The 14,522-nt window shown below is 40.7% G+C and carries 17 protein-coding genes; 4 read left to right on the forward strand and 13 right to left on the reverse strand.

Annotation, left to right across the window (positions count from 1 at the left end; genetic code table 11):
• Positions 1–141: 141 nt before the first annotated feature.
• From Q7P97_RS10350 to Q7P97_RS10375, 6 genes are all read right to left on the reverse strand, one after another.
• Positions 142–738 carry a hypothetical protein gene (locus Q7P97_RS10350; protein ID WP_303969117.1) on the reverse strand — a complete coding sequence of 199 codons (597 nt, stop codon included), beginning with the start codon at positions 736–738 and terminating at the stop codon, positions 142–144.
• A 109-nt stretch (positions 739–847) separates the two neighbouring features.
• Entirely contained in the window at positions 848–1,072 is a 225-nt protein-coding gene (locus tag Q7P97_RS10355; protein ID WP_303969118.1) for a hypothetical protein, read from the reverse strand.
• A gap of 74 nt (positions 1,073–1,146) precedes the next feature.
• Complete coding sequence (locus Q7P97_RS10360) at positions 1,147–1,428, reverse strand: histidine phosphatase family protein (RefSeq protein WP_303969119.1); 282 nt, start codon at positions 1,426–1,428, stop codon at positions 1,147–1,149.
• A gap of 478 nt (positions 1,429–1,906) precedes the next feature.
• The gene (locus tag Q7P97_RS10365) at positions 1,907–2,479 is read right to left on the reverse strand and encodes a hypothetical protein (RefSeq protein WP_303969120.1); all 573 of its coding nucleotides are present in this window, start codon (positions 2,477–2,479) and stop codon (positions 1,907–1,909) included.
• Between the two features lie 72 nt (positions 2,480–2,551).
• Positions 2,552–4,033: a phytoene desaturase family protein gene (locus Q7P97_RS10370; RefSeq protein ID WP_303969121.1), complete on the reverse strand. Its 1,482-nt coding sequence runs from the start codon at positions 4,031–4,033 to the stop codon at positions 2,552–2,554.
• A 73-nt stretch (positions 4,034–4,106) separates the two neighbouring features.
• Positions 4,107–4,748 carry a metal-dependent hydrolase gene (locus tag Q7P97_RS10375; protein ID WP_303969122.1) on the reverse strand — a complete coding sequence of 214 codons (642 nt, stop codon included), beginning with the start codon at positions 4,746–4,748 and terminating at the stop codon, positions 4,107–4,109.
• Between the two features lie 242 nt (positions 4,749–4,990).
• Here Q7P97_RS10375 and Q7P97_RS10380 point away from each other — a divergent pair, with 242 nt between their 5' ends.
• On the forward strand, positions 4,991–5,764 hold the full coding sequence (locus Q7P97_RS10380) for an SDR family NAD(P)-dependent oxidoreductase (protein WP_303969123.1): 774 nt from the start codon (positions 4,991–4,993) through the stop codon (positions 5,762–5,764).
• A 106-nt stretch (positions 5,765–5,870) separates the two neighbouring features.
• Here the strand turns inward: Q7P97_RS10380 and Q7P97_RS10385 are convergent, their stop codons facing one another.
• The 3 genes from Q7P97_RS10385 to Q7P97_RS10395 form a co-directional block, all read right to left on the reverse strand.
• Positions 5,871–6,533: a hypothetical protein gene (locus Q7P97_RS10385; protein WP_303969124.1), complete on the reverse strand. Its 663-nt coding sequence runs from the start codon at positions 6,531–6,533 to the stop codon at positions 5,871–5,873.
• A 228-nt stretch (positions 6,534–6,761) separates the two neighbouring features.
• Positions 6,762–7,685 carry a S66 peptidase family protein gene (locus Q7P97_RS10390; protein ID WP_303969125.1) on the reverse strand — a complete coding sequence of 308 codons (924 nt, stop codon included), beginning with the start codon at positions 7,683–7,685 and terminating at the stop codon, positions 6,762–6,764.
• 172 nt (positions 7,686–7,857) lie between these two features.
• The gene (locus Q7P97_RS10395; protein ID WP_303969126.1) at positions 7,858–8,121 is read right to left on the reverse strand and encodes a hypothetical protein; all 264 of its coding nucleotides are present in this window, start codon (positions 8,119–8,121) and stop codon (positions 7,858–7,860) included.
• Positions 8,122–8,804: 683 nt separating this feature from the next.
• Here Q7P97_RS10395 and Q7P97_RS10400 point away from each other — a divergent pair.
• From Q7P97_RS10400 to Q7P97_RS10410, 3 genes are read left to right on the forward strand one after another with little or no spacing between them, the layout of a single operon-like run.
• Positions 8,805–9,941 carry a betaine/proline/choline family ABC transporter ATP-binding protein gene (locus Q7P97_RS10400; RefSeq protein ID WP_303969127.1) on the forward strand — a complete coding sequence of 379 codons (1,137 nt, stop codon included), beginning with the start codon at positions 8,805–8,807 and terminating at the stop codon, positions 9,939–9,941.
• A complete protein-coding gene (locus Q7P97_RS10405; RefSeq protein ID WP_303969128.1) occupies positions 9,934–10,587 on the forward strand; it encodes an ABC transporter permease in 654 nt (217 codons plus the stop codon). The genes Q7P97_RS10400 and Q7P97_RS10405 overlap by 8 nt, the downstream gene beginning before the upstream one ends.
• Before the next feature lies 1 nt (position 10,588).
• The gene (locus tag Q7P97_RS10410; protein WP_303969129.1) at positions 10,589–11,479 is read left to right on the forward strand and encodes a glycine betaine ABC transporter substrate-binding protein; all 891 of its coding nucleotides are present in this window, start codon (positions 10,589–10,591) and stop codon (positions 11,477–11,479) included.
• An 85-nt stretch (positions 11,480–11,564) separates the two neighbouring features.
• Here the strand turns inward: Q7P97_RS10410 and Q7P97_RS10415 are convergent, their stop codons facing one another.
• From Q7P97_RS10415 to Q7P97_RS10430, 4 genes are read right to left on the reverse strand one after another with little or no spacing between them, the layout of a single operon-like run.
• A complete protein-coding gene (locus tag Q7P97_RS10415; RefSeq protein WP_303969130.1) occupies positions 11,565–11,996 on the reverse strand; it encodes a disulfide oxidoreductase in 432 nt (143 codons plus the stop codon).
• A complete protein-coding gene (locus Q7P97_RS10420; protein WP_303969131.1) occupies positions 11,996–12,670 on the reverse strand; it encodes a DsbA family protein in 675 nt (224 codons plus the stop codon). The genes Q7P97_RS10415 and Q7P97_RS10420 overlap by 1 nt, the downstream gene beginning before the upstream one ends.
• Positions 12,671–12,694: 24 nt before the next feature.
• Positions 12,695–13,789 carry a CopD family protein gene (locus Q7P97_RS10425; protein WP_303969132.1) on the reverse strand — a complete coding sequence of 365 codons (1,095 nt, stop codon included), beginning with the start codon at positions 13,787–13,789 and terminating at the stop codon, positions 12,695–12,697.
• Entirely contained in the window at positions 13,790–14,329 is a 540-nt protein-coding gene (locus Q7P97_RS10430; RefSeq protein ID WP_303969133.1) for a copper resistance CopC family protein, read from the reverse strand.
• Positions 14,330–14,522: the final 193 nt, after the last annotated feature.

Here is a 14,522-nt window from a genome sequence, read left to right on the forward strand (position 1 = left end):
TGTGTCAATTCCGGAGATAATTTGCACCTATTTCAAGCGCTATTTTGCACTAAAAATAAATAATAAAGCCTAATTTCCCTTTTAAATGCTCGGGAAATCAGGCTTTTGATGTTAAACAATCGCCCCCGATAGTTAAACTTCTTATAAATGAATTACAAACTCTATACCCTTTGGTTTCTCCATAAAATGGTCACTATATTCTTTAACAACTAACTCCAGTCCTGAAAAATCGTCAGGTAACGGTGGAGAAACAATATAGTCGTATTTGAAATAGCCTGTCGATCCGCTTCCACCATTTTGCCGACAATCGTACTGTTCTCCTAAATATAATTCAAAATTACCCTGCTCATCCATGTGCGGTGAATCATTTATACCATCCCAATCGACATTAAGATTTATAACGCTTGCATTCTCATACTGCCGTATAAAGGTGATCGAATATAAACGTTCATCTATTTCAACTGATTTTAAAACAGGTATATGCTTTCTAAATCCAGTCGGTTCAACACGGGGTCTAAAAAATTCTTCCATTCTTAGCGTCCCGAAAAAGGAACTTAAATAATCTTCATATAGATCGTACTTTGTAGCCCACTTAGAGATAGCGTCTTCAGATGGAAACCCGGGATTATCGTTTGAAAGATCCTTGCGTTGTTTTAATAATGCACAAATTTGTTCATCTATAGGGTAAAGTTGTTCATCATAATGGCTCTTTGGACGTTCAAACGGCGTTTGCTTCATTTTATCTCCTCCTTAATTTTATATCTGAACTACAATTTTATTTATTATAACACCAACAGAAAACGCTAGTCTTTACAAGATCATTTATAAAACAAAATGGCCCTATTGCTTAATACAGAACTTTTATCCAACCACCATCTTCTAGAAAGTCATCTCTCGTAAATAAACGATTAGAAATCAATTGTCGGTAAGATGTGATGGTTCCATCATGAGAAACAATATAGACTTTTCCCTTTGATTGTTGTTTACACCAACCAAGAAATCGCTCACCAAGAACTTTGAATTCCCGATCAGGTATAGTATTTATACCATTAGTCCATAATTCGGTGGACAAATGTTCATCCAAGGCAAAGATGGGGAATTCGTTTCTTATGTCTTCTATCTCCATAATTTCGTCACACGGAAGCGTCAGCCCCTCCGTTCTTTGCGGAAACAACCTAGGTGATACCCTTCTATAATTTTTCTACACTCTGTATCGTTACTCCAAACAAAAGCTGTTTGCAGCGTTCTCCTCGTTGGACTTACAATAATAAAATCGTTTTCCGACAAAGGGAACTGACGCCTTAACAATTTGGCTTGTTCTATGACTTTCTGTGTTAAGGATGGATTTTTGATACGTAAGCTATCTGGGGGATTCAGTGTATGAATTCCCTGACCATGCCTTATAAAAGTTAGATTCAAGTCTCCCACCAACCTTTATTTAAAATCAGCTCTTATTCCACGTAATGGCCCTATTGCAGTATGGGGGCATTTACCTAAATAACAAAAGCACCCAAATGTTTAAATATTTCGTTCTCTCTTTTGGCGTATTGACCATCTTGAGTAAAATAGTAACTCCCCGATTATTAATCCAAATAAAATGGCGACAAGGCTAGAATTATAATCAGGTTGATCAAATAAAAATGTAACAACGACAAATCCAATTAATAAACCAATAGAGATACTTATATAAGACTTATATCTTTCTTTCAGATATATTTTCATAGTCAAACACCTTTCTGATAACTATTCATTAATTGATTCAATTACTTAACCATCAGTCTATCCTTATTATTCCATTAGTTTATTTATACGTCAAAATGGCACCGTTCATTCGAATGCCATTTGTTGTTCTTATTTTTCTATACTCGCTTGTTTTTTCAGCTCTTGTACCATTCAACTGAACGGGTTACGCTTCCTCTTTCCAATTGTTCAACTTCTCCATCACAAGATCATACGTCTTTTGCGAAATATCAGGGAGTGTTCCGCCAAGTGCTTGCTTCGCTTGATTAAATCCTTCCTCAATAGAACTCTTGAGAAGATCGAACTTACTTTTGTCTCCTTCTGAAATAGCGTTGGCGAATTCTAGGATCCGATCACTGACTTTTTCGGGACTTTGCTCTCCCCCTTCGCCAATGGATTTCTCCGCATCTAACCGTATTTTTTCATCCACTACAATGGTCTTCTTGCCGCTACGTACATCTTCTACGGTGATCCCTTGTCTTTCGAGAAGTTCGCGCACCAAGTTTTGTAAATTCTCATACGCTTTCTCGCTTTCCGCCTTCAGCCGTTCAATCGTCGGTCCGTCAATTTTTGTCATCGGCTTCTCATACCCCGCATTTTTGAAGTTCGTTGAGGGTATATACTGATCGACCGGTTTATTGTTTGTCGATTCATTCTTCTTTGTAGCTTCTTCTTTTTCAGGAGCTGGCTTTTGTGTTTGAGGCATTTTAAAAGTAGATAGGTTTGGTGTAATCTTCATTTAATTTCCTCCTCTATAAATTCAGTTTGACTATTCTGTTATTATATCGGTCACTTCTATTGTTTTTGTAGATTACGTTATGGGCCATTCCTTCAAAACGGCCCGCGCAATATGTGAACCACTTAGCGCGGAAGACAAAGTACCGGGACCTGGGAACGACTGCTCGCCCGCAATATAAAACTGCGGCAACGCTGAACGCACACTCTTCGGCTTGAGAATCGCGTTTCGTACCGTCAATGGAAACCCACCTACGCTTGTCTTCCCGATGTAGGTCTTATAAGTTTCGGGCGTTCCCGCTTCCGAATAAATCAAATAATCTTCAATAGGAAGGACTTTTTGGATTTCTGTGAACATCGCTTTCGTTATGGCTTCCTTCAATTGTTTATACTCGTCTTTAGACAATAATCCCCACTGTTCTGTGTCCGCATGTATCGAGCACGTCATCATCACTTCATCTTCGATCCGTTCGTTACGTTTATCATAAGCTGGCTGGAATGTTACGTATACGGGTCCATGTCCGTCCGAATATAATACAGACTGGGCTTTATCAGGTACGATTTGGAGTGCGAAAGGAAGTTGTCTGCCACCTAGCTCCTGCTGCCAGAAAGTTCCGATCAGAAGCGTATCGATTCGGAAAGCACCCCAGGAAAACTGATTCGATTCCGAATGACTCGTCCGCGGACCAAACGATATACCTGAATTGTTGATGACGAGATCATACGTACCTGAACGCTTCCTACTCGTCACATGCCACTTCTTGTCTTTATAAAACAATTCATTCACCGCGGACGCTTTGACCACTTCGCCATCCAGTTCAATGATCCGCTCCGCCAGTGCTTCACTTAACTGCGACATGCCTTTATCAACATAAAAGCTGCCTCTTCCATAGATCGTCAGCGCAAGACTCGAAGGTAGTAAAGCGGCTTTTGTGCAATCAGTTTGTGCCGCATCAAGCAGTTGTGCGTCGAGAAATTGCCGTAGCGGTTCATATGTATCTAGCTTATATGCACGCAACAGATCTTCCACCGTGTGTGTCGCATAACGTGCCAAACGCAACATACTGCCCGCATGGAATACAGCATGACCGGGTAGTTTCCCAAGATCATACATATGCTGAATGGGTAGAGAAACACCGGTAGCCGTCACATCAAATACCCCTTCACTAATTTGCTCTACTCTATTCCAGAAAGCCAAGACGTCTCGTTTTCTTTCATGAAACACTTGGCCGAGCTCTTCTTTCCACGCGGTTCTATCCTTGTACAATGAAATTCTGCGGTCCTCTAGTACGACGTCCATTGGGTGATCGAGCAATGTGAATGGAATGTTCATATCGAGTTCTTTGAACAACGTATCAAGCAAACCGTGCTCTTCCAAACCGAAAGCAATCGTCGCACCAGTAGGAAACGTATGCTTGTTTCGTACATACGACCCCGCTGATCCGCCTACTTTTGTCGCTTTTTCCAAAACAGTGACCGCGTAGCCTTCTTTTGCTAACAAAGCGCCTGCCATCAGCCCTCCGATACCTGCCCCAATGATACAAACGGTTTTAGTCAAAGCGATCTCCTTCTTTCTTTGTCTGGCGTATGTTTATGTACTAGATTTAAAAGACTAAAAGCAAGCATTCATCTCAAAACTCTTTTTTCCATAACGGCAAGAACCATTTGACGCCCCGCTTGTTAACAGGAAGGATCTTTAAGTCCGCGATGAGATGGCTAATATAACCAGCAAGCCCCGCAGCGACTAGTCCTTCGATCGGCCACTCTGCATGCAGATGTTGCAAAATATAACCATAGAACACAATGCCGAGAATGGAATGTGTATACGATCGATGCGGTATGAAGGAAGCAATAATAATATAGCTACCTGCGAGTAGAATGCCCGTTGACTGATCCAGTACGAAACCGAGAAGCATGACTAGAATTCCTGTGATCGTCAGCATTCGCCGTTGTGTAATAATGCGCGAAACGATGAGCAACAGAAGTCCAATACCGCCATATACATAAATATCTTGGCTCAGCCCTTGTGTAATGGCTTGATAACAAAGCGTCAATAAAATCACGATCCCTGCAGTCTCCATCAACCATTTGCTTACTTTTTTACTTAGTGTAATACTATTGCTCGCGAGCCCATTGGTGTCCAGATCTGGCACAACGCCAGATATCCCACCTACTGCCGCACCAATTAATGCGGTCTTAATATCCGGCTGGACAGCATAGCCCGCAATGGCCCCGACGGCTGTACCGATAACTAAATGTGAAGTGCCTTTCATATGTAAACCTCTCTAGTTGTATAGTGTACGGTCGAATCAAGAACGTATATTCGTTCCGTCTTTGTTAGTATAATTGATTCTCATGCGAAAGGGAAAATTTTATGTGTAGTAGAAATTTCTTGTGAACGACAGACTTTAAAAATATATAGTTAGATATTAAACTAAACAGTTGATTTCACGTGAATGTGGGCGTATATTGAGCCTGTAGAAAGTAATTACATGTATATAAAGGAGTGTTTGGCATGACAGGAATGATGGCAGGAAAAGCAGGATTGGTTACAGGATCAGGTTCGGGTATCGGTAGAGCATCTGCACTTGCGTTAGCAAAAGCAGGCGCTAAAGTTATGGTCTCTGACGTAAGTGATGAGGCTGGACAAGAAACAGTGCAAATGATCAAAAACCTTGGTGGCGAAGCAGCCTTCACAGCATGTGATGTAAGTGACGAAGAACAAGTCATCGAACTGGTAAATAACACAGTTGAAACGTTTGGTCAGTTAGACTTCGCACTGAATAACGCAGGCATTAACAAAGGTCAAAAACCAATCGGTGAATTGGATTCAAAAGACTGGGATTTTACACTCAAAGTCAATCTGTATGGCACGTTCTATTGCATCAAGCATGAAGTAAACGCTATGCTGAAAACGGGTGGCGGTGCAATTGTCAACACGGCTTCAGGTGCAGGTCTTGAAGGTTCACCAAATATGACACCCTACACTGCATCCAAACACGCCATTGCCGGCTTAACTAAATCCGTTGCGTTGGAATACGGTCAACAAGGCATCACGATCAACTCCATCGCTCCAGGTGCTACAATTACCCCTGCCATCGAAGGCTGGGCCAAAACATCTCCCGAGCAATACGAAGCAGTACTTGCATCACTTCCAGCTGGAAGAATGTCCACTGCAGAAGATCAAGCAAACGCGGTAGTCTTCCTATGCTCAGACCTTGCTAGATCAATCAGCGGCGTCACACTTGCGGTAGATGGCGGTTATACTGCCGGGAAAATGCAGTCGTAATGAATGGAAACGTTAAAAGGTATCAAAAAATGGATCAGGCATAATGCCTAATCCATTTTTTCTGATATCTTACAAACCAAAGTATTTCAAACCGCTCTATACATGATTAATTCAAGATATTGTGTACATAACTCCAAGAAGTTAAATCAGTCAACTCATCCATCTGCAATTCAACGTTCCCGCCTAAATAAACGGTATCCCCTTCGATCGCTACGACCATCGCCTGTAGAATGGGTTTACTGCTGTTGCATTGGTAGATGTCTCCGATTTTAGGTACATACGTTTCCGGTGTATGGACTTCCTTCTTGACTAGTTTTTGTTCATTTATATAATCAGCGTCTGGATTTTCGAGATCAATAATGTTCGCGCCTTCTTCAAGCCCTGGGATCATCGTCCAATATTCGTTATGCTTAATCCCGTTTGACTGGTTGCTGATCACACCATTCGTTTCAATTGATGAAACAATTTCCATCGCATGAAGATGATAATGGTCAAATGAATCCGGCTGTGGGTTAATAATTAAAATATAATCCCCCACTTTTGCTTTCTCATCTTTATGCAAAGTATATCGTTTATGATTCACAATAAAACTATCCATATGCTGCGGTCTATACAATGTAATTTCCTTAGCTGTCGCCAACTGCTGTTCATAATCTTCGAGGCGAATAAGGTGAACCGACTGCTTAAAGAAAGCTTTCACAGAATAGACTTGATGCAGTTTATTTTGATAATAAACAAACTGGCCTTTTCTAACATTTAATAAATTCAATAGATGTCACACCTTGTTAAGTATTTTCTGCTGGCTATTGCCCTTTTATATCATCTAATTACCGCAAAGCGTTTCATTGGAATTAGAAAACATCGCGCAGAATCTATACTTATCATAACAATAATTGAAACTTTAAGAAAGTTAGCAGGTCTGAGTGGTACTTTGAATTATTTTAGCAACTGCAACGTGCGTCCATGTATTACGAATTTTTACTGGATCCATTTCCTCTTACACCTTCACGATCGGTTCCATCACCGTCAACGTTCGATTCACGGTATCCATATTCACATTAGCACCAATAGGAACGGCCGCTTTATAATGGCTATGCGCAGTGGCTAGATTGGTCAGTAAAGGTTTACCAAGAGGCACTAAAAATTCATTGATTAAGTCTACATAGTTTTTTCCGTAGGCCGTGTCACAGTTCGTACATTGTCCCATAATAATTCCTACACAGTCCTCAAATTTCCCCGCCATCTCCAAGTGGCTTAAGTATCGGTACACCGTATTGATCGGTTCATGCGTTTCTTCCAATAAAAGAATTCTGCCTGCCGTATTGATTTCATAGGACGTACCTAACGTGCCTATGAATGACGTGAGATTCCCACCTACAAGCGGTCCTGTAACATTTCCTGGAACTACTCCGATCAGCGGAACTTCAGGTGGATTGACAATGGGCCAGGGCGCTGTGATAGTCGATGTTGCTGCGAAAAATTGATTGAAATTATATGCAGGAGTTCGTGAATTAAAGTCTAACAACAATAAACTTTGTAAACCGATCAGATCGCCGTATTCAAACAATGCATTCAATAATATCGTAATGTCACTATATCCCGAAACAATTTTCGGATTTTGTTTTATTACGTTAAAATCAAGGAACGGTAAAATACTCGCCACGCCGACGCCACCTCGCGTAGGTAAAATCCATTTCACTTCTGGATTTGTAAACATCTTCATTACATCCGAAGCCCTTTGTTGAGGTGTGGCGGCAAGAAAGCCGTCAGCAGAATATACATGTTCCCCCACCACAACTTTATACCCCATACTTTGCAACATCCGAATCCCTTCCGTAATACGATTAGCTGCGAGCGGACTTCCAAGCGTTACAATCCCTACCGTGTCACCTCTTTTTAATTGCTCCGGTTTCGTAGCCATCAATCAGTAACCCCTCTCCCCTAGTAAGTAGCACAAACCTATTCTATTGTAGTAGCATATGTTCACGGATCTTTTTTGGGGACGCGAAAACTCCGCCAGTTTATATAAACTTAGCGGAGTCTAGTAGTTAGAATATATGAATGAATAGCTTTGTACACAAGTAAGGTTGAAATTACTTACCCGCGATATCTAGACACCAAGTGAAGTTTTCCCATGCTGAATACCAGCCAGTGAATTGCTCGTGCGAATCATCCCAACGAACTTCAAACTTCTTTTGACCGTCTACCTCTATCAAATACAGCGTCAACGTAGCGTCTTCCTTAGCTGTCGCTAACTTCATTCCGTTTTGAAGTTCCTCTTCAGTCAATTGCACATCTGAAACGGATCGCAACTGGGCTTGCTCAAATACCTGTTTGTTACTAATTCTATAATTCATAAAGACCCTCCACTAAAACTTTTATTATTACTAATCGTACATACTTCTTCCGTACTGTAAAGAAGCACAGAAGTATATTTTATACGTATTGATCGATGAAATCAAAGGGGAAGTTTACTAACTGAATGTAATTTCCTCCATACCGAAGAATCTAGTAATTAGAATTCCCTTCCGTTCTATACTGTATAGTGCTCACCGTTACTGGGGACAATTAATTATGATAAGATTTATGCAATAAAAAGAAAGTCAAAATAGAGGGATACGATGATGTTTATATTTTTATTTTTCACGGTTCTTATTCTAGTGATCACCGTTAGACGCCTTGGACATAAGCCGGTGATTTCCACAGTGGCCGTTGATTATTGTTTTAATTATCGCGGAAGTTGCGTTGATGAGCATGCAGATTTATCGTCAACTACGGTCGGAAAGAACAGGAGCGATTGATTGAATGACTTTAAACGATACCAGATCCGTACACAACTCTAGTTCAATTTAGAACGATTCTTGGGCGGTGTTTCGGACTAGTATTTAATCGATTCTTGTATAAACTTTACTAATATGTTAAGGTATTAATTCGGACGATTTTCTTAATTTATTAAGGAGCCACGTCTATTTTTTTAATTCCTTATTTCAAAACCGAATAGTTATAAGGATTTCCCTTTAATAACACACAGGAGGTACTTATGCTAAAGTTTGAAAACGTTACAAAAATGTACGATGGTGGATTTCAAGCTGTGAAATCTGTCAACTTCGAGATTGCTGAAGGTGAACTACTCGTTCTCATAGGACCCAGTGGTTCAGGTAAGTCTACTACCATGAAAATGATTAACCGGATCATTCCACACACAAGTGGAAAAATTTCTATCAACGGCAAAGATATCAAATCTTACAACGCTGCTGATCTTCGCAGAAATATCGGTTACGTCATTCAACAAGTCGGGCTTTTCCCTCATTACACGATTGAAAAAAATATCTCTATTGTACCCCAACTGAAAAATTGGAGCGAAAACAAAACGAGAACACGCGTACTTGATCTACTTGAAATGGTCGGACTCGATCCGAAAATTTATGCTACACGATATCCGAAAGAATTATCAGGTGGACAACAACAACGTGTCGGAATTGCGAGAGCGCTTGCAGCGGATCCAGATATTATGTTAATGGATGAACCTTTCAGTGCGCTTGATCCCATTACGCGTGAGCAGTTGCAAGAAGAATTACTGAAGCTACATAAAAAGTTAAAGAAGACCATTGTCTTTGTTACACACGACATGGACGAAGCGCTAAAGATGGGCGACCGCATTGCCATTATGAAAGACGGCAATTTACTTCAGTTAGACACGCCAGAGAAATTACTACATGAACCCGCTCACGGCTTTGTAGAAGAGTTTATGGGTAAGCATCGAATTATCCAAAATCCTGAACTAATGCCTGTTACGGAAATCATGGCAGAAAAAGTTGTCACTACGCGCACTACAACTTCTCTAGAACGAGCCATTTCGCTCATACGTCAACGAAAAATAACGGATCTTCTCGTTGTAGATGATCATAAGAAACTACTTGGCATCGTCTCCGCTTACGATCTAATCAAACAAATAGACGGTATCAAAACCATTAATGACGTGATGAAGCCTGCTGTACCTTTTTTACTGGATTCGGCAACGGCAAAAGATGCCATTATTATGATGGACTCCTCACCGTTTGGCATGATCCCTATTGTAAATGAACAACATATACTCATAGGAATCGTCAATCGTGGCTCCTTGCTCTCTGCAATGTCTAGTCAATGGACAGATCAGGAGGCCGATCTAGATGAATAATTTAAATATATGGCAACAACTTGTAGAACAAACCAAACTGCGGTGGACGGAAGTACTCGAAGCAACATCTATCCATATTCAACTCGTTTTCTTCTCGATGATCCTCGCGGTAGTCATTGCGGTCACGCTCGGAATTCTAATTACACGCGTACCTAAATTGAAAACTGGAGTTCTCGGCGCGGCAGGCATTATGCAAACCATCCCGAGTTTAGCGGTGCTTGGTTTCATGATTCCCATTTTCGGAATTGGCGTCAAAACAGCTATTGCTGCGTTATTCCTTTACTCTTTACTGCCTATTATGCGAAACACCTATACAGGCATTAAAGACGTTGATCCCGCCACAATCGAAGCGGCGAGAGGTATGGGTATGACCAACATGCAAATTTTGTTTAAAGTAGAATTACCCCTTGCCATTCCTATTATTATGGCCGGGATTCGAACAGCTGCGGTCATTAACGTTGGTAACGCGACACTCGCAGCATTTATCGGAGCAGGCGGACTTGGTGACTTCATTTTCCTCGGTATTACACGTGGAATTGACGGATTGATTCTACTTGGAGCCATTCCAGCAGCGATCCTTGCGATTGCCCTTGAAACGTTCTTTAGCGCTGTTGAACGTTGGACGACGCCGAAAGGATTGAGATGATTTGAAAAACAAATTGACACTGTTGCTCGTCACGACCGTACTGGCTAGCCTACTTTCAGGCTGTATTTTCAATGAAAAAGATTCACTGAGACTCGGTTCTCGAAATAATACGGAAAGTATTATTTTGTCCAATATCATGGGTCAATTAATTGAAGATCGCCTAGGCGTAGATATTATTTACAAAGAAAACTTAGGCGGCTCATCCGTCGTCTGGAACGCGATGACTAATGATCACATCGACGTTATCCCTGACTACACTGGAACTATTGTCGTGACATATTATCAAGAAGAGCCTGGTACTGCCGAAGAAACATTAGCTTCGACCAAACGACTCGTCGCCGGTGACAACATCACCGCACTCGGTACGTTCGGATTTAATAACACGTATACACTAGCACTTGATGAAGAGAAAGCAGAAGAGCTAGGCCTCGTGACGTTTAGTGATTTCGCTAAAGTGTCCAAGGACTTTACACTAGGTGCCGTGTTCGAATTTATTGATCGACCAGACGGATTACCTGGTTTCGAAAAAGAATATGACATTGAATTCAAAGACGTCAAAGGGATGGATCACGGGATGATGTATCGTGCGATTGGCGCAAATGAAGTAGATGTCATCAACTCCTACACGACAGATGGACAGCTCGCGATTGCGAATCTACGCGTGCTAGAAGATGACAAAGCGTACTTCCCTCCGTATCATGCACTGCCGTTAGTACGGGATGAAACACTTAAAGAATACCCAGAACTCGAAGAAATACTCGGTCTTCTCGAAGGTCAAATCGATGAAGAAACGATGCAAGTGATGAATGGAAAAGTCGATAATGATGGAATTATGGTTGAACTCGTCGCCAAGGAATACTTGGTGGAGAGTGGGTTAATTGAAGAAAAATAAATAGAAACAGCGCACCCTCTTTTTTAGATGAGGGTGCGCTGTTTTTTGTAGGTGGTGTTGGGATCTGCTACCTAATTTAATCGATTTACTTCTTTGGTTTAATAAAAAACATACAGACAGCAATTATTACAAAGGCCATCAATGCCAAAAATGGTATCGTAACAAATCCAAACCAATTGATGTACTCGGCATTACAAGGCACTCCGCTTACGCACGGCTTGATACCTCCAAAACCTGGTATCTTCTGTTCTAAATAGTGCATAAAGGAGATACTTCCTCCAATTAGAGCTAGCGGAAGCACAAACTTTTTAACAGTATTATCATTCTGAAAAGTTGCAATCCCCAATAGTAATGTAAGTGGGTACATAAGTATGCGCTGATACCAACATAACTCACATGGGATATAGCCTTTAATCTCACTGAAATACAGGCTCCCAAACATAGCAACTAGCGAAACAACCCAAGCCACATATAAAAGGTATCCCTGTGGTTTAGATTGGTTTTCTTTATACTTCATCAGTCCTCGTCCTTCTTCGCTTGCTCAATTGCTGCCTGAATCGCTTCGTAATCAAATGGATCTTCCATCATTTTTCCGTTTATGACAATGGTTGGAGTCATGGAAACGCCGACTTCCCTTACTAAATCTTCGTCGAGTTTTACTTTCTCCATAGTTGCTTGTTGTTCCATATCTTCTTTTAAAAGTGTCTGATCAATCTCAGGAAAGTCACTCGCAATTTCAAGAATTCTTTCAGGAGTTATCCACTCTGCATCATGATTTTCAGCTGGCTGTGCATCATACAATGCGTGATGGAAATCCCAGTATATACTAGGATTACGCTCCCAAACGGACTCAGCGGCGATCGACCCTAAAATCGATTCTTCACCGTGGAATAATACATTCACGAATGAAAATTGCACTGTACCTGTTTCGATATAATCAGTAACTAACTTCGGATAAATCATTTCCCCCCATGCTTTACATGCAGGACATTTGAAATCACCAAATTCAACTATCGTTACAGGAGCATCTTGATCCCCAAGTGAAGGTTGCCCAGTACTATCAATTTTCTTTGTATCCGTTGGTAAGGTTTCTTCTTTATTACTAAATACAACGACTGCCGCCAATATTGCGACTGCCAATAGTGTTAAAATAACCACAAACTTCATATTGGAATTTTTATTCTGTTTCATCAAATACCTCTTCTCTCATCGTTATTATTGCATACTAGACATGAATCCAAAATAGAGCGAGACAACACTGAATATCCCCATGAAAAACGGAACAATTGCAGGCGTTTTTTTCTTGAAACTATATATAATTAGTCCCATGAAGATCATCGCTACTATAAAAAATAGAATGTTTAATGTGTTGAAACCAAATCGCAAACTCATTGAAGGTTCTACAACCCCTATATAAAAGTAATCGAAGTACGCTGAAGGACCGCTACCAGCGAGAGTAATCTCGATACTATGCGGTGGTTCCTGTTGTCCTAATACCCCTGTCGAGACGAACGTAAAGAATAGAAGCACGCTTTCGAACTTCAACCACCGTATGGGATTAATTCGCTCTTGCCTTTTCAATTTACGTTTAATCCAAAAGCCATTTATAAAAGCGAAAAACAGAACCGGGATGATAGTCAAATGCTTCACCAATAAGGCTTGTCCATAAGGTAGCATCCATGCATCGCTATACTCATTCACATCAATTACCAATGTCATGAGAAATAATCCTGTTCCTACAACCGTAAGAAAACATGCGATGGCCAAAGGAGTAAACCACCGTAAATAGGAAAGCCAATTCTCTTGGTTTTTTGAACACCAACCGACGATCAGGAGGATACCAATCCATACTGTCACTGCTAGAAAGTGTAAAGAGTGAATAACGAATCCACTCCATTCGGTAAGCGATGCGCCATGACTTGCCCATCCCAATGCCAGGAGTAGGACGAAGGTGAAAGCTAATGAAATACCGGAAAGTACTTTGCTATTCAAGACTGAACACAAGGATACAAACAAATAAAAGAATATTGCAAGTATGATGGTGACCGTCCATGCCTTCCCTACCTCAAATGCTGTAAGCACATTTTGCATCGTCAACAGTAGACCGATGTCTTCATAAAGAAATAAAATGACTCTAATCAGCGGTGCAACCGAAAAGAACACGACGCCTAGTACTGCCAATTGAAGTAGTCGCTTAGAAATACGAATTTCAGGTTTCAGCCGTTCTGGAATGAATTGAATGATAAATGCACCCATCAATAGTGAGAAACATAAATACAATAAACTTTCTGAAATATAAATCCAAATCATTTATGTTTGCCTTCTTCCTATGATCCAGCCGAAACATCCGCCAGCAATCGTAAATAAAATGACAAGGATGATAACTAAGACATCATTTGAAGCTATTTTTGATTGAACTTCAACTGGCTGCTCCACATGTTCTTCTACTCGTTCTTCAATGGGCTTATCAGGTGTTTCTTGGACTTCTTCTGACACTATAAGATCTTCTGATTCATCTTGATTAACTACGAATGAATAAGTTCCCTGTATCGGATGACCATCAGCACCAATAATCTTCCAGTCCACAGTATATGTACCATGATCTAATGGAGACAAAAAACCAGCTGTCATGACATGATTATTCACGTTAATAGTACCGACGATTATTTCCTCATTCGCCTCGTTAAAGACTTTCACTGTACTTGTGGCTTCAATTTTCGTATTAAAATCCAATATAATTTCATGAACTTCTTCCAAAATCACTTCACCGTCAGCTGGAGTAGTGCTAGTTATACCAGTATGTGCGGATACGGTATTTACTGAGATGATGAAAAACAAAATTGTGATCAAGATACAATTCTTCCTCATAATTCCCCCTTCTTTTCCTTTCGAAAGTGCCACTACTCGTTTTTAACTACCAGATCTACTTCTTTTTAGAATACCTGCAAATATGGGGTGCGGACTATTCTAATTTTGTGTTTGACACCAGCAGTCGCTCTTATAAAGGATTCACAATATATTTGACATACATATTAGTCATTGC

It is taken from the genome of Sporosarcina ureae, assembly GCF_029267015.1.
GTDB lineage: Bacteria > Bacillota > Bacilli > Bacillales_A > Planococcaceae > Sporosarcina > Sporosarcina ureae_D.